This is a genomic window from Streptomyces sp. NBC_01571 (genome assembly GCF_026339875.1).
Classification (GTDB): Bacteria; Actinomycetota; Actinomycetes; order Streptomycetales; family Streptomycetaceae; genus Streptomyces.
In genome coordinates, this window is sequence record NZ_JAPEPZ010000001.1 from 3,621,034 (window position 1) to 3,634,458 (window position 13,425).

At 68.4% G+C, this 13,425-nt stretch carries 10 protein-coding genes, 1 tRNA gene and 3 pseudogenes; 10 read left to right on the forward strand and 4 right to left on the reverse strand.

The genetic code is table 11. The features are described 5' to 3' along the window. The first annotated feature begins 4 nt into the window (after window positions 1-4). Together OHB41_RS16335 and OHB41_RS16340 are read left to right on the forward strand one after the other, a co-directional pair. On the forward strand, window positions 5-1,213 hold the full coding sequence (locus tag OHB41_RS16335; RefSeq protein WP_266698929.1) for a cytochrome P450: 1,209 nt from the start codon (window positions 5-7) through the stop codon (window positions 1,211-1,213). A 287-nt stretch (window positions 1,214-1,500) separates the two neighbouring features. Continuing rightward, window positions 1,501-2,010, forward strand: coding sequence for a GNAT family N-acetyltransferase (locus OHB41_RS16340; RefSeq protein WP_266698931.1), 510 nt, complete (start codon window positions 1,501-1,503; stop codon window positions 2,008-2,010). A 2,529-nt stretch (window positions 2,011-4,539) separates the two neighbouring features. On the opposite strand, the pseudogene OHB41_RS16345 reads toward OHB41_RS16340, so the two are convergent. After that, window positions 4,540-4,692: pseudogene (locus OHB41_RS16345) on the reverse strand (GntR family transcriptional regulator); the annotation flags it as partial. A 417-nt stretch (window positions 4,693-5,109) separates the two neighbouring features. On the opposite strand from OHB41_RS16345, the gene OHB41_RS16350 reads away from it, so the two are divergent. Then, a complete protein-coding gene (locus tag OHB41_RS16350; RefSeq protein WP_266706572.1) occupies window positions 5,110-5,376 on the forward strand; it encodes a hypothetical protein in 267 nt (88 codons plus the stop codon). Window positions 5,377-5,823: 447 nt separating this feature from the next. Here OHB41_RS16350 and OHB41_RS16360 read toward each other — a convergent pair whose 3' ends face one another. Then, a complete protein-coding gene (locus OHB41_RS16360) occupies window positions 5,824-6,393 on the reverse strand; it encodes a DinB family protein (protein ID WP_266698932.1) in 570 nt (189 codons plus the stop codon). A gap of 142 nt (window positions 6,394-6,535) precedes the next feature. Here OHB41_RS16360 and repSA point away from each other — a divergent pair. From repSA to OHB41_RS16375, 4 genes and pseudogenes are all read left to right on the forward strand, one after another. Then, window positions 6,536-7,171, forward strand: a pseudogene (gene repSA / locus OHB41_RS16365) (replication initiator protein RepSA); the annotation flags it as partial. Beyond that, on the forward strand, window positions 7,168-7,380 hold the full coding sequence (locus OHB41_RS16370) for a helix-turn-helix domain-containing protein (RefSeq protein WP_266698933.1): 213 nt from the start codon (window positions 7,168-7,170) through the stop codon (window positions 7,378-7,380). The pseudogene repSA and the gene OHB41_RS16370, both read left to right, overlap by 4 nt. Next, window positions 7,380-7,463: pseudogene (locus tag OHB41_RS52630) on the forward strand (hypothetical protein); the annotation flags it as partial. The gene OHB41_RS16370 and the pseudogene OHB41_RS52630, both read left to right, overlap by 1 nt. Window positions 7,464-7,573: 110 nt before the next feature. Next, complete coding sequence (locus tag OHB41_RS16375) at window positions 7,574-8,503, forward strand: tyrosine-type recombinase/integrase (RefSeq protein WP_323138453.1); 930 nt, start codon at window positions 7,574-7,576, stop codon at window positions 8,501-8,503. Window positions 8,504-8,595: 92 nt separating this feature from the next. Here OHB41_RS16375 and OHB41_RS16380 read toward each other — a convergent pair. Continuing rightward, window positions 8,596-8,670, reverse strand: a tRNA-Val gene (locus tag OHB41_RS16380). Window positions 8,671-8,881: 211 nt separating this feature from the next. Between OHB41_RS16380 and OHB41_RS16385 the strand changes: the two genes are divergently transcribed. The 3 genes from OHB41_RS16385 to OHB41_RS16395 all read left to right on the forward strand — a co-directional run bounded on the left by OHB41_RS16385 (window position 8,882) and on the right by OHB41_RS16395 (window position 12,072). After that, complete coding sequence (locus OHB41_RS16385) at window positions 8,882-9,655, forward strand: DUF4097 family beta strand repeat-containing protein (RefSeq protein WP_266698934.1); 774 nt, start codon at window positions 8,882-8,884, stop codon at window positions 9,653-9,655. 156 nt (window positions 9,656-9,811) lie between these two features. Further along, window positions 9,812-11,236, forward strand: a complete 1,425-nt coding sequence (locus OHB41_RS16390; protein ID WP_266698936.1) for a hypothetical protein — start codon at window positions 9,812-9,814, stop codon at window positions 11,234-11,236. Between the two features lie 131 nt (window positions 11,237-11,367). Beyond that, on the forward strand, window positions 11,368-12,072 hold the full coding sequence (locus OHB41_RS16395) for a DUF4383 domain-containing protein (protein ID WP_266698937.1): 705 nt from the start codon (window positions 11,368-11,370) through the stop codon (window positions 12,070-12,072). Between the two features lie 49 nt (window positions 12,073-12,121). Here OHB41_RS16395 and OHB41_RS16400 read toward each other — a convergent pair whose 3' ends face one another. Next, entirely contained in the window at window positions 12,122-13,423 is a 1,302-nt protein-coding gene (locus OHB41_RS16400) for a polysaccharide deacetylase family protein (RefSeq protein ID WP_266698938.1), read from the reverse strand. Window positions 13,424-13,425: the final 2 nt, after the last annotated feature.

Here is a 13,425-nt window from a genome sequence, read left to right on the forward strand (position 1 = left end):
CACCATGACGTCCGGCACACTCTCCGCCCAGATCACCGACTACGCCAATCGGGCCGACCCCTATCCGCTCTACGCGGAGCTGCGCGAGCAACCGGTCAGGCGGGAGGACGACGGCACCTATCTGGTCAGCACCTATTACGAGGTGCGGAGCCTGGCCAACGACCCGCGGCTGAGCAACGACACGAACAACCGTCTACCCGGCTACGCCCGCGTCGGTCAACCGGCGGAGGAGTCCGGCCTGCCGCCCAGCTTCATCTTCACCGACCCGCCCGTGCACGACCGGCTGCGCGGCACCATCAACCGGCCGTTCGGCCCGCCGCACAGCCCCAGGTTCCTCGACGGCCTGCGCGAAGAACTGGCCGACGTCGTCACCGAGTTGCTCGACGCCTTCGAGGGCAAGGACCAGGTCGACATCGTGGAGGACTTCTCCTACCCCCTCCCCGTCACCGCGATCTGCAAGGTCCTCGGCGTGCCGCGCGAGGACGAACCGCGCTTCCACGTCTGGGCTGATGCCCTGGCCTCGTCACTCGACCCTCGCTCCGGCGACGACGGCGGCCCGGAAAAAGCACAGCGGGCACGTCAGGAACTGGGCGCCTACCTGTCCGATCTGATCGAGACCAAACGCCGCCACCCCGGCCCCGGGATGCTCAGCGCGCTCGCTCCCGAGATGACACCGGCAGACCTGGAGGCCACCGCGGTGCTGCTCCTGGTCGCCGGCCACGAGACCACCGTCAACGCGATCACCAATACGACGCTCACCCTGCTGCGCCACCCCGACCTCCTCGAACGGTTCCAGAAGGACCCGGACCTGGCCGTCCCGCTCATCGAGGAAGTGCTGCGGTACGAGCCTCCGGTCCAGTTCGTCCCGTGGACCACCGCCCTGGCCGACATCGACGTCGCCGGCACCACGATCCCCAAAGGCTCGCCGGTCTGGCTCATGCTGGCCGCGGCCAACCGCGATCCCCGGCGCTTCGAGGACCCCGACCGATTCGATCCCGACCGGAAGGACAACGAGCACCTGGGCTTCTACACCGGCATCCACTACTGCTTCGGCGCCCCTCTCGCCCGCATAGAACTCCATCTGGCCGTGCCCGAACTCTTCCGCCGGGTCAAGTTCTCCCGGCTGCTCGAGGACCCGCCGCCGTACCGCGCCAACGCGGTGCTGCGCGGTCCGCGCCATCTTCCCGTGGCCATCGAGGGCTTGACGACCTGAGCACCACCGAGTCTTCCGGCGCGCCGGACAGTCTGTGAACCTGCCCGCCGTAGCACGATGTTGGGACCATGATCTTCGAGGCTCGCGCCCAAGTGGCCGGGTGAACTCGCGGAGCCGACCGCCCAACCACGAGGGGTTCTGACCTCATGCTCCCTGTGCCTGCCTCCTGGACTGGAGCGGGCGTGCCGGTGGTGCCGATGGGTTAGCGCTTCTCGCGCATCTTGCGCCTCTGCGCCTTGGCTTCCTCATGCTGTGCAACGATCCTCGGTGAACGCGAGGAGAAGCCAGTGAGGTTGCGCAACGTATCGCCGGACGATGTCGACGCCTACGTCCGGATGCGGTGCGATCCCGTCATGATGGCTGACCTGGGCGGCCCCCAGTCGCGTGAGGGGATGGCGGCCAAGGTATGCCGGGATGCAGAGCAGGCGGCTGCCGACCTTGCCTGGTTCAAAATGATCGTTCCCAATCCTGCCACCCCCGAGGTGGTGGCAGGGACGGTCGCCCTCTGGTCCCACACCCCCGATGACGGACCGATCTCCGAGATCGGCTGGATGGTTCTGCCCCAGTTGCAAGGGCAAGGACTGGGCAAGCGCGCCGTGCGCGCTCTCCTGGACCAGGCTCGGGACGAGAACCGCTGGGGAGTCGTGCACGCCTTCCCAGCAACGAACAACGCCGCCTCGAACGGCATCTGCCGCTCGGTCGGTTTCCGCTTCGTCTCCGAGACCGACCTGACCTTCGCCGGTCAGATCTTCAAGACCAACCACTGGGCCGTGGACCCGAGGACGGACCTGCCCTGACGGGATATGGCGACCGCACCGCACCGGCGCCCCGACGGCCCCGGAGACAAGTCCGGGGCCGCCGTGCTTCCCGTTGCCTGGCCCCCTCGATGCGAACTATGGGCGTGAAGGACGCAGGTCTGGCGAGCACGTCAATTGGACGACTGGGGCCGGTAGTGGTCGGTTGCGGTCGTGGTGGTTGCTGTACTTCGCTGCGGTACAGCACCGGATTGACGATGGGGCACGGTCATCAGAAGGCGTCTTGCCACCATCGATGAGGTGGGTTGCCGTACGGCACAGCGTCGGGACGTTCGAGGATCTTCATATCGAGAGGCTGCACGATATTGCGGAGCTCCCGCGCGGTCTTCCTGGGGAGAGCGCAGATCGCTAGTTCCAGCAGATCTCGCTCGTCCGCGGGTTCCGGGCAACAGTCCGGAACTCCGCACCGATCTCCGAACGGCGAAGGGAGTTGATCCCACGGTGCACGGGCGATGGCATTCCACCGAGTGAGAGCTTGCTTAACCAGGCCGGGTTGGAGACGAGTCCGCTCCAACTGAATGATCTGTGCCTGAGCCGGGCCAGAGAGCCGGCCGAGCTTCGAGTAGCGGCGATGCGCAGCAAAGCGCCTGTTGTCCGCCCGCAGGCGTGATGGGCGCCTACGCGGCATGGACCTTTCGGCTGCAAGTCATGAAGGGCAGTCTGACACGCGGCCGGGCTGATGCGAAGGTCGGTGGCGTCCCAGGCAATCCAGAGGCCCTCCCCGGGTGAGCCCCTGATCGACCGCAGGGTTTGGACCTGTGGCCTCATCCTTATCAGGTCGATCACGGGGACCATCGACGTCGGTCAACCTGTCCTCTGCCTCGTCCTGCTGGCTGCTGAGGTTCGGCGTCGACCGCCCCTGTTCGCGCCTGTTGGTGTCAGGCGCTGGTGTCAGACCTGAAACTCCTGGACTGGTTCCCCTGCCCTTTGTGCGGCCTCTGCGGAAGTGGGCCCGTGCAGACCTGGAACGCATCACCTTTCTGATCGAGATCGTGATGTGTTCCTGTCGGTCGCGCTCCTCGATGCGAACTACGGCGCGACGGTCGCTGAGGCTTGCTGGGCTGCCCAGCAAGCCGCGTACGTGCAGTGATGGCCGGCTGCGGTCGTACCGGTTGCTGTACTTCGCTGCTGTACGGCAACCGGCTCCACCTCATCGGTCCTGCTGCCGTTGTCTACGACGCAACCGCCTGGCAGTGACGACGGTGACGAAGAAAGTGCCGCCTACTGTCATGGGGAGCTCAGAGGTGAAGGGCCTTAGAGGGGGGTCTTCAAGGAAGGCCCGGGCGAACGCGATTCCGATCAGGGCAGCTGTCAGCGTGATCGCCCACAGGAGCAGTACGAGCGACCATGTGCTCCGGGCGCTCAGCCAAGAAGTCATTGGATCATCATGCACCCGACATACCGCCGACCACAGTCCCCCTCGCTAGAAAGTCACGCTCAACCAGCCCTCAGTGACGTCCTGTTGGGCAACTGCTTCCCTTAAGCGCGACCCGCCCCAACTCCCATCCCGTCTGCCGTCGACCCACACACCGTGGAGCGGGCGTGGTTCATGGCGTCCAGGTGGAGCGCGCCACTGTACGAACGACCTTGACGCCCTGGGCCACGACTACCCGACTCTGCCTGGGGCGATGGCAGACGGGATGGGAGCACCCCGCGCACGCCGCTGCTCGCCCGGCACTCTCGAACGGCGCCCCCTCCATCTCGGAGCCTGAGCGCCCCCGCCGGAGGCATTCTTTGACCGGGAGTGCTGTGTATGCAGATCTCTACGCTCGGGCCGTTGCTTGCTGCGGCCCCATGGGCCGGCCCCGGCGCCGAATGAGTTCGGCGCCGCAGGTACGACACCAGTACGCCTGTCTCCTCACCACGGACCTCGGCCCGGTCGGCGTCGGCCAGGCGGACTCCCTACGGGCCAGCCGGCACGACGGCTCCCAGCAGCCAAAAAGATCAGGCCCAGGTCCCGGAATCACACCGGTTGACCTGGGCCTCTCTCGCGTCCCGAACCTCGTGGGCGCGGACGGTTTCGAACCGCCGACAGCCACCTTGTAAGGGCGGACGTGATCGGCAGCATGGGTGCCCAGGTCGCTCCGGCTGTAGCCACTGCCCAGGTGAACGGTGCATCTCGACTGTGGCGAGCCGTCGTTGACCGTGGTTGGCCGCACGATGTGGCACGACTGTGGCACGTTCGGAACGATCGAGCGTTTAGAAGGCGCTTGGCGAGATCACCGGCGCACGCCCTCTGACCTCACGTTCTTCGGCTGACGACTGCGGACGTGCGGCGCCTTCGACACGCATTCGACAGAGTGGCGGGCAACGCGGGTCGGCTGAAGCCGTACGCCCGGGGGTATCCGCCTGAACATGCTTGCTCTGATTGCCTACCGCTCGTACCACGGCGCAACGACCGTGTGGGCCTTCGTCGTTGCCATCCTCATCGTGCTGGTGGCCGGTTGGTACATCCGACGCTGAAGGTAGTCGCGACACCCGCGCATCTGCTTCCGCAGGTCCGGTAGGCCGCTATGGACGGTTGATCGAAATCTCGTAGACGATCTCGTAGTGAGCGGCGGGCACCACGATGTCCGCAGTCTCCACGGCCCGCCCCTCGTCGCTGTAATACGTCCGCGCCGCGACACTCTGGATGCCGGGTGCAGGTCGGGCAACTGCTCCGGAGGCCCTCTGGGCCTGTGGCGTCGCTGCTGGTCACAGGGCCGCTTCTGCGTGCTCGACGGCTGCATGTCCACGGATGGTCCACGGGCGCTGATGCCTACCCGCATGTGCCGGACCGGTGCTGCGGGACGAGTCGGGGCGGGGGTTGCCTCTGGTGGAGGTACTCGCGGAGAGGTGGGCCGTAGGGGAGCGCGAGCTCGGCGGGATCGTGAGGTGCAAGTTGACCCTGGTGGACGGGGGAGCCACTCGTACGCGCGCGCGTGACGACGACACGCCAAGCGCCGGTTCCCGAATCACGATTTTACGTTACATGAGGTGTCTTTGACGGCGAGTCGGACTCAACGGTGCATTGCGGACGTCAATATGAATATGTCCGACCCAGGCAGGCGCATTTGGCACCTGCCGTGAAAGGAGCACGGAATGCGGGTTTCCCGTTTTGCCGCCGCGCTGGGCGTCGCGGCCGCCATCCTGGTAGGCGGCGCCACTGGCGCCAGCGCCGCCGCCGCGCCTTCGGTGGTATCTCATGCCACGCACGACCGTGGTCACGACCATAGGGGCGGCGACCGTGACGGCCGCTGGGGTCACGACCACGACGGCCGCTGGGGCCACCACCGCGGCGACCGTGACGGCCGCTGGGGTCACGACCACGACGGCCGCTGGGGTCACGACCGCGACGACCACCGCTGACCGTCCTTGGGGGTGCACTTCCGCTGTTGGGGAGGGCACCCCTTCCGCGTCCTCCGCATACCTTCGGCCGCACAGACACCCGCGACTGGCCGAGATCTACGATCCGCTCGATTCCGACCGCAGGGATCTGGATCCGCACATTGGTGTCGTGCAGGAGTTCAATACGCGTCGGGTGCTGGACATCGGATCCAGGGACGGGTGCGCGACACCCGCTTTAGGAGTTCGATCCGGCGGCCCTTCGAGGCCTGCATAGCGGCTTCGTACCGCCGTTCGTGGGTGCGCCCTCAGCTGCACTAATACGCCGACGTTCGCGCCCGTTGATGTCAGGACTCGATGTCAGCTGGCTCGCTGACGTCCCTGACCCGCGGATCGTGAGGCAAAGGCGTTTGCGGGGTCACAGGGCGTATCGCCCCCAGGTAGGGGGCGATACGCCCTGCCGCGCGCTGGCTAACCCATGGTCTTGGCGCCGTCCAGGGACTCGCGGATGATGTCGGCGTGGCCGGCGTGCTGGGCGGTCTCGGTGATGATGTGCATCAGTACCCGGCGGGCCGACCATCGCGTGCCCGGTTCGGACCACGGGGCCTTCGGTAGCGGTTGTGTGGCGTCCAGGTCGGGGAGGGTGGCGATCAGTTCGTCTGTTCGGCGGGCTACCTCGGCGTAGTCGGCGAGCACGCCGGTCAGCGTCTCGCCGGGCAGCATCCGGAACTCGTCGGCCCGTCGGGCCCAGTCGGCATCGGTCATGGAGGTGAAGTCGGGCATCGCCGACGGGCCGTCCAGGATGAACTGCGCCCAGGCTCGCTCGACCGCAGTGACATGTTTGATCAGGCCGCCCAAGCACAGCTGGCTGGCGGTGGTCCGGCGCCCGGCCTGCTCGTCGGTGAGGTCACGGGTGGTGAATCGCAGGAAGTGACGATGCTTGGCCAGGGCCTCCAGCAAGTCGGCGCGCTCGCCGGTAGCGGTGGGCTCATGGGCCGAGTCGTGGGTGGCCAGTTCGTTGACAGTCACGGTCTCGCTCATGGTCGCTGCCTTCCGTGGTTCGTCTTGTGCCGGGCAAGGAGGACGCTAGGGGGCATGGAGGTCAGATACTGACCTAAATGACCGGAGGGGTGAGGATGCTGAGGCTTGACCTGGTGCTTGACCTGTCGGGGTGGCGGGATTTGAACCCATCCACGCCGCCGCCGCGCACTCCTACACCTCGGTCTCCGCCCCGGCCGCCGACATCCAGCCAGCGCGCACCTTCCGGTGGGGCACCCAGCTCGACGTCCGCCCCGTGAAGGCATTCGGCGACGGCTCCGACATCACCGAGCAGGCCGTCGCCTCCTACGTCGCGAAGTACGCCACCAGAGCCGCCGAGAACACCGGCACCCTCGACCAGCGGATCGGCGAACTCGCCGAACTCGACCGCCACCAGATCCCCGACCACACCCGCCGCCTCATCGAAGCCTGCAAACAGCTCGATCCGCTCTACCCCGAACGGCGACTGTGGGCGTGGGCTCACATGCTCGGCTTCCGCGGCCACTTCAGCTCGAAGTCCCGCCGCTACTCCACCACCCTCGGCGAACTCCGCCAGGCCCGCGCCGACTTCCGCGCCGCACAGGAACGGCAAGCCCTCGGCCTGGAGGAGCGCGAGCCGGACACCGTCCTCGTCCTCGCCGACTGGCAGTACGCCGGCCACGGCCACACCCCCGGCGAATCCGCCCTCGCCGCCACCATCGCCCGCGACCTCCAACACAACCGCGAAACAGCCCGCGAAGCCCTACGCGACCAACTCGCCCTGGAGGGAGCCGCAGCATGAAGGGCCGATACCTCAGCGTCGATCAGGTGGCCGAACTGCTCGGCACCTCGGCGCGCTTCCCCCGACGGCTGATAGCCGAGCGGCGCATCACCTTCGTGAAGGTCGGCCGTCACGTCCGCATCCCGGAGAGTGCCGTGGACGCCTACATCACGGAGCACACCGTGGAACCGATCACGGTCCGTGCCACGCGCCTGAAGGCGGTGGCGTGATGGCGAACTCCAAGGGGCGCCGTCGTCGCTTCGGGTCCGTGCGCAAGCGGCCCTCTGGCCGCTTCCAGGCCCGCTACCGGGGCCCGGACGGTCTGATGCGCACGGCTGACGCGACCTTCGCGACGCAGACCGCTGGCTCGTCAACCAAGAGGCCAAGATCCTCGACGGCGACTGGGCGAACCCGGACGTCAAGATTGCGTTCGGTGACTTCGCGCAGTCGTGGTTCAAGGATCGCGACTACGCGGCCACCACGCGGGAGCGCAACGCCGGCGTGCTCAACCGGCACATCCTGCCGACGTTCCGCACGGTCCCCCTGCGGGAGATCACCACTCCGCAGGTACGGCGCTGGCGTACCGACCTCCTCGACGCCGGGGTCGGGCCGGCCACCGTCTCCAAGGCGTACCAAGTCCTCCGGGCCATCATGAACACGGCCGTGGATGATGGGCTGATCGAACGGAATCCGTGCCGGGTCAAGGGCGCGGGAACGGTCACCCACACCGAGCGGCCGTTCCTCTCTGTCCCCGGGGTGTACCGGCTCGCCGACGCGGTCCCGCCTCACTGCCGCGTCCTGGTGCTCCTGGCCGCGTTCGCCGCGCTCCGCTTCGGTGAGCTGGCCGCGCTCCAGCGCCGGGACATCGACCTGGAGGCCCGTACCGTCTCCGTCCGTCGCTCGTACTCCGAGACCCGGACCGACGGCCTCACGGTCAAGGCACCCAAGAGCGCGCCGGGCGTCCGCACCGTGGCGTTCCCGGCCTCTCTCGTGCCCGACTTGGCGCACCACCTCGCGGAGCATGCGGAAGCCGGCCGCACCGGGCTCGTCTTCGTCGGGGCCCGCGGCGGTGTCCTCCGGCGGAACAACTTCCGGCGGATCTGGCTCCGCGCCCTCTCCACGACCGGTCTCGGTGACGTCCACTTCCACGATCTCCGGCACACCGGCAACACCCTCGCCGCGACCGGCGGCGCCACCACCCGCGAACTGATGCACCGCATGGGCCACTCGTCGGTGCGGGCCGCGCTGGTCTATCAACACCTCGTCAACGGCCGCGACCACCAGATCGCGGACTACGTGGGCGGTCAGATCAAGAAGGTGAAGCGGCCTCCGCGCGGCCCATCTGGCACGTGAGTGGCACGGCGGCGAAAAGTCGTCGAGAAAGATCAAGGCCCAGGTCTCCGGCTTCGCACCGGTTGACCTGGGCCTTAGTCGTGTCCTGAGACTGGTGGGCGCGGACGGTTTCGAACCGCCGACATCCGCCTTGTAAGGGCGGCGCTCTACCACTGAGCTACGCGCCCAGGACGAGTCGACAGCCTACATTGCCCGGGGGCATGCCCCGCAAACCCGTATCCGGCCGGAAGGGCCGGTGGGCGGGGGTTAACCCCACCCCCGATCCGCCAGCCGCCCGGATCCCCCGCCGGGGCCCGGATCCGTACGGTCGGAGTGCGTCGGAGGAACGTGCCCGAGGGGCCCGGCGCACTCGCGTTCTTCTCAGGGGGATGGATCTTCATGGCACGTACAGCGCGCACTCGGACGGTGGCCGCGACCGGCGCCGTCGTGGCCCTCGTCGCGACGCTCGCGGCATGCGGCGCGGGCGCCGGGGACGACCGGCATCCGGAGCACCGGTCCTTCGCCCTGCACGGGCGCACGCTCACCGTGGACTCGGACGACTCCGCGCTCGAGCTCGTGGTCGCCGACTCCGCGCGTACGGACACGGTCGACGTCACCCGGTGGTTCCAGGGGCACGTCGTCGTCGGAGGCGACCCCCGGGTGACCTGGGCGATGAAGGGCGACCGGCTCACCCTGCGGATGAAGTGCTCGGGCATGATCGCCGACTGCAGCGCCAAGCACCGGATCGTGGTGCCGTCCGGCGTCGCCGTGAACGTCGTCGACGGGGACGGCAGCGTACGGGCGAACGGATTCACGGCGGCGCTGAACATCCGCACGTCAGACGGCAGTGTCCGCGTGACGGACTCCTCCGGCCCCCTGGACCTGCGCAGCGGCGACGGTTCGATCAGCGCGCTCGACGTGGACTCGCGCCAGGTGCGCGCCCGCACCGAGGACGGCTCCGTACGGCTCGGACTCGGCGTCGTACCGGACCTGGTGGAGTCCCGCAGCGGCGACGGTTCGCTCACCATCGAGCTGCCCCACCACGCCTACCGGGTGAGCACCGGGAGCGACGACGGCTCGGTGCATGTGTCCGTGCCCCGGGACCCGGCCGGCTCGCACCGGATCTCCGCCCACACCGGCGACGGGAGCATCACCGTGCGGACCGCGAAGTAGCCCGCGGTAGACCTTACGGTGCGAACCGAGGGGACTAGCCGAGGGGACTAGCCGACGAGGTGAGCCGACGGTTCAAGCTCGCGGTGCGAACTTGCGAACCTTTCGGCCCGTGTGTTCGTCCTCTACCGGTGGGAGAATGACACCGGTACAGGGTGGATGACAGCACGGGAGAGGGATGTGACGGCGACGACATCTTCAGAGCCGCACACACCGTCGTCGTCAGGCGCGCCCTCGCCGTGTCCCCGTCGGGCCCGTCGCGCCCGTGGGTACGGTGACGCGCTGGCTCTCCTGACGCTCCCCCTGCTCGCCGCGCTCGTCCTGCCCGCCGCGTTCGCCGGCGGCGGCACCCGCCGGTGGTTCGGCGGGCGTTCCGAGAGTCAGCGGGCCGAGGCGCAGGCCGCGAAGGACGCCGCCGCGGCCGCCTTCTACGAACTGGACACCGCCCAGCGGGATCTGCGGATCTCGATCGAGACGATCACCGCTGTCGACGACTCCCCCGCCGCCCGCCGCGCCGTCTCCGACTTCGAGGCGCTGGGGCAGCGCATCGACGAGGCGAGTCGGAAGTACATCGAGGCCGTCGACGCCCACGATCTCGACCGGGACGAGCTGGAGGCCTCGGTCGCCGCGCGCGCCCGTGCCGAGCTGACCGCCGCAAAGGACGAGCTGAACCGGGTGAAGGGCGAGCTGGACCGGTACGCGCAGGGGCTCGGTCCACTGCTCGGCAACGCCGAGACCCAGCTGGCCCGCCTCGCGCCGGCCGTCGAACGGGCCCGCCAGGCGCTGCTCGCCGCCTCGAACGCGCTCGACGACGTACGTGGCTCCGGGCTCACGGCCGACGATCTCGCCGCCCGCCTGGCCGCCCTCGGACCCGAACTGACCAGGCTCAACCAAGGGGCCGGGCAGCACGGCGTGCCCGAGACGCTGGAACGGGCCGAGCGGGTGTCGCGAGAGGCCGCGGCGGTGCGCGCGGAGGCCGAGCGGCTGCCGGAGCGGGCCGCCGAGATCGACCACCGGCTGGTGTCGCTGCGCACCCGCGCCGAGGCGCTGACCACCCGTGCCGGGCAGGTGGAGCCGGTACTGAGCGAGCTGCGGCGCCGGTTCACGGCCGCGTGCTGGCAGGACTTGCAGCACGTACCGGACCATGCCGCGGAGAACGTACGGCAGGCCGAGCTCAAGCTGAAGGAGGCGCAGGCCGCGCGGGACGCCCAGCGCTGGCCGGACGCGACCTCGCTGCTGTCCACCGTGCGGGCACTGCTGAACGGTACCGACGAGGCCGTGTCGGCGGCCGGCGACCGGCTGCGGCGGCTGAACGCCGTCGCCAAGGACCCGCAGCAGGAGATCGACCGCACCCGGTTCGCCCTGCGCGACGCCCAGCGGCTGGCCATGGCGGGCCGCAACACACCGGACCCGCGGCACGCCCGTCCCCTCGACGAGGCCGTGGCCCGCCTGGACCGCGCCGTCTCCACGCTGGAGGGTCGCCATCCCGACTTCTGGCACTTCCTGACCGAGACGGAGGCGGTACGGGGGGTGGCGGCTCGGGTCGTCTCGCAGATCCGAGGGGAGCGTGGAGCCGGGGCCTGACCGCTCCGGGCCTGCCTCACCGCTCCGGGCCTGCCTCACCACCGCCGGCGGTCCTGTGGTGGCGGTCCGGGCCTCGCGGGCGGATGCTGGTGGGTACGTACGGCCTCCGCTAGCTGCAGAGGGAGGCGGATATGGCCACGCACGTACTTCGTCCCGGACCCGGAAAGCGCTTCGTCCTCGACGAGCATCTGCCCGTCGATCACCGGCTGAGCACGTTCTACCGGATCGGCGCGGGCCTCATGGGCCTGTTTCTGCTCGCCTTCGGCATCCTGGGCCTGACCGACAACATCGGCTTCTTCACCACCCACGGGGACACGGTCGTGGGGCTGAACACCAACGGCACGCTCAGTGTGCTGTCGATCTGCGCCGGGCTCGTCCTGTTCGCGGGCATGATGATCGGCGGGAACGTCGCCTCCACCGTCAACATGATCCTCGGTGTGCTGTTCATCCTCAGCGGCTTCCTGAACCTGGCGCTGTTGGACACCACCTTCAACTTCCTCGCCTTCCACATCCAGAACGTGCTGTTCAGCTTCGTGGTGGGCGTCCTGCTGATGTTCTTCGGGATGTACGGAAGGGTCGGCACGGCCCTGCCGCACGACAACCCGTACTGGAAGGCCCGCCACCCCGAAGCGGTGGAACGGGACGAGCGGACGCGGACTCTTCAGGAGTCGGCCACGGCGACGGCGCTGCAACGAGGCCGCAGCACCCCGGCGGCCCCGGCGGCCCCGGCGGCCCCGGGTACGACGATCTCCGGCGACAAGGACCCCGGCACCGTGGGCCACGGCACCATGGACCCCGGGAGCAAGGATCCCGGGGAAACCGGGGGGATTTCATGAAGGAAAGGTCAACTTCCTTAACGGATAGGTAAGTTGACCGGACCCTCGGTTACTTCACCACTGTCGACCAGTCCGGCGACTGCGCGGGGTCCAGGCTGCGCAACCGCTCCAGCGTCGCCGGCTTCTGGACGTCGAGCCAGTCGGCCAGTTCCCGGAAGGACACACAGCGAACGCCCTTCTTGGTGCAGACGTTCTTGACGACCTGATCGATGGACTTCATGTAGATGCCACCGTTCCAGTCCTCGAAGTGGTTGCCGATGAAGAGCGGCGCCCGACTGCCGTAGTACACGCGGTCGAAGCCCGCCATGTACGACTTCACGGTCTCCTGTTCCCACTCCGGGTACTTCGCCGGGTCGCCGGTGGTCTCGCCCTCGGACTGGTTGTAGAGGAAGTTGAAGTCCATGGACAGGCCCTGGTACTTGCCGCCCTCGTAGGGAAGCATCTGGAGCGGGAAGTCCCAGACGCCCTCCTTCTTGGCGGGCCATATCTGGAAATCGCCGGCCGAGCTGGCGTCGTAGCGCCACTTGTACTTCTTGGCGGTGGCCTTCATGGCCTTGAGCAGGTTCTGCTGCCCCTCCAGGCACGGCGCGCGGCCGCCGTTGACCTCGCGCGTGGGGTCGAAGGGCAGGGCCGGCAGGTCGTTGTAGCCGGTGTTGGTCTTCCACTTCTCCACGAAGGAGAAGAACTGGTCGATCTCGCTCTCCCACTCCGCCACGCTCCAGTCCCCGCCGCCCTTGTCGCCGCAGAAGTGGCCGTTGAAGTGGGTGCCGATCTCGTTGCCCTCCTTCCACGCCTCGCCGAGCTGCTCCACCGTGGTGCGGATGTGCTCGTCGGTGGGATAGCTGATCGCGGCGGAGCCCGGCGAGTGCATCGGCGGCTCGTAGAGCGTCTTCTTGGCCTTGGGCAGCAGATAGATGCCGGTCAGGAAGAACGTCATGTGGGCGTTGTATTCCTTGGCCATCTCCGTGTAGTGCGAGAAGAGCTTGTCGTCGCCCTGCAGGGCGCCGTCCCAGGAGAAGACGACGAACTGGGGCGGCTTCTCACCCGGCTTGAGCGGCACGGGCTTCAACTCGCCCTTCTGCGGGCCGCTGTAGGACGTGGAGCCGTCCCCGAGCACCTTGGTCCTCCCGTCCCACACGGGCTCCTTGGGCGCCTTCGGGGCGGCGCTGGAGCCGCGTCCGGCGGACGCGGCCGGAGTGGTGCTGTCGGAGCCCCGCAGGGCCAGGAAGGTGGCCGTCGAGGTGGCCACGACGAGGAAGGCCGTCATCGCCACGAAACTCTGGCGGGCGGACGTGGCAGCGGAACCGGGAGCGGGCTCGCGGCGGCGGCGCCTGCTGTGCTTCGAGTTCATAC

What these genes read in the sequence shown, in the direction of transcription:
- OHB41_RS16360 (WP_266698932.1), bottom strand. Translation starts at nt 6,393, where the DNA reads ATGAGCGAGACCGTGACTGTCAACGAACTGGCCACCCACGACTCGGCC.
- OHB41_RS16395 (WP_266698937.1), top strand. Translation starts at nt 11,368, where the DNA reads ATGGCCACGCACGTACTTCGTCCCGGACCCGGAAAGCGCTTCGTCCTC.
- OHB41_RS16385 (WP_266698934.1), top strand. Translation starts at nt 8,882, where the DNA reads ATGGCACGTACAGCGCGCACTCGGACGGTGGCCGCGACCGGCGCCGTC.
- OHB41_RS16390 (WP_266698936.1), top strand. Translation starts at nt 9,812, where the DNA reads ATGACAGCACGGGAGAGGGATGTGACGGCGACGACATCTTCAGAGCCG.
- OHB41_RS16400 (WP_266698938.1), bottom strand. Translation starts at nt 13,423, where the DNA reads ATGAACTCGAAGCACAGCAGGCGCCGCCGCCGCGAGCCCGCTCCCGGT.
- OHB41_RS16350 (WP_266706572.1), top strand. Translation starts at nt 5,110, where the DNA reads ATGCGGGTTTCCCGTTTTGCCGCCGCGCTGGGCGTCGCGGCCGCCATC.
- OHB41_RS16370 (WP_266698933.1), top strand. Translation starts at nt 7,168, where the DNA reads ATGAAGGGCCGATACCTCAGCGTCGATCAGGTGGCCGAACTGCTCGGC.
- OHB41_RS16335 (WP_266698929.1), top strand. Translation starts at nt 5, where the DNA reads ATGACGTCCGGCACACTCTCCGCCCAGATCACCGACTACGCCAATCGG.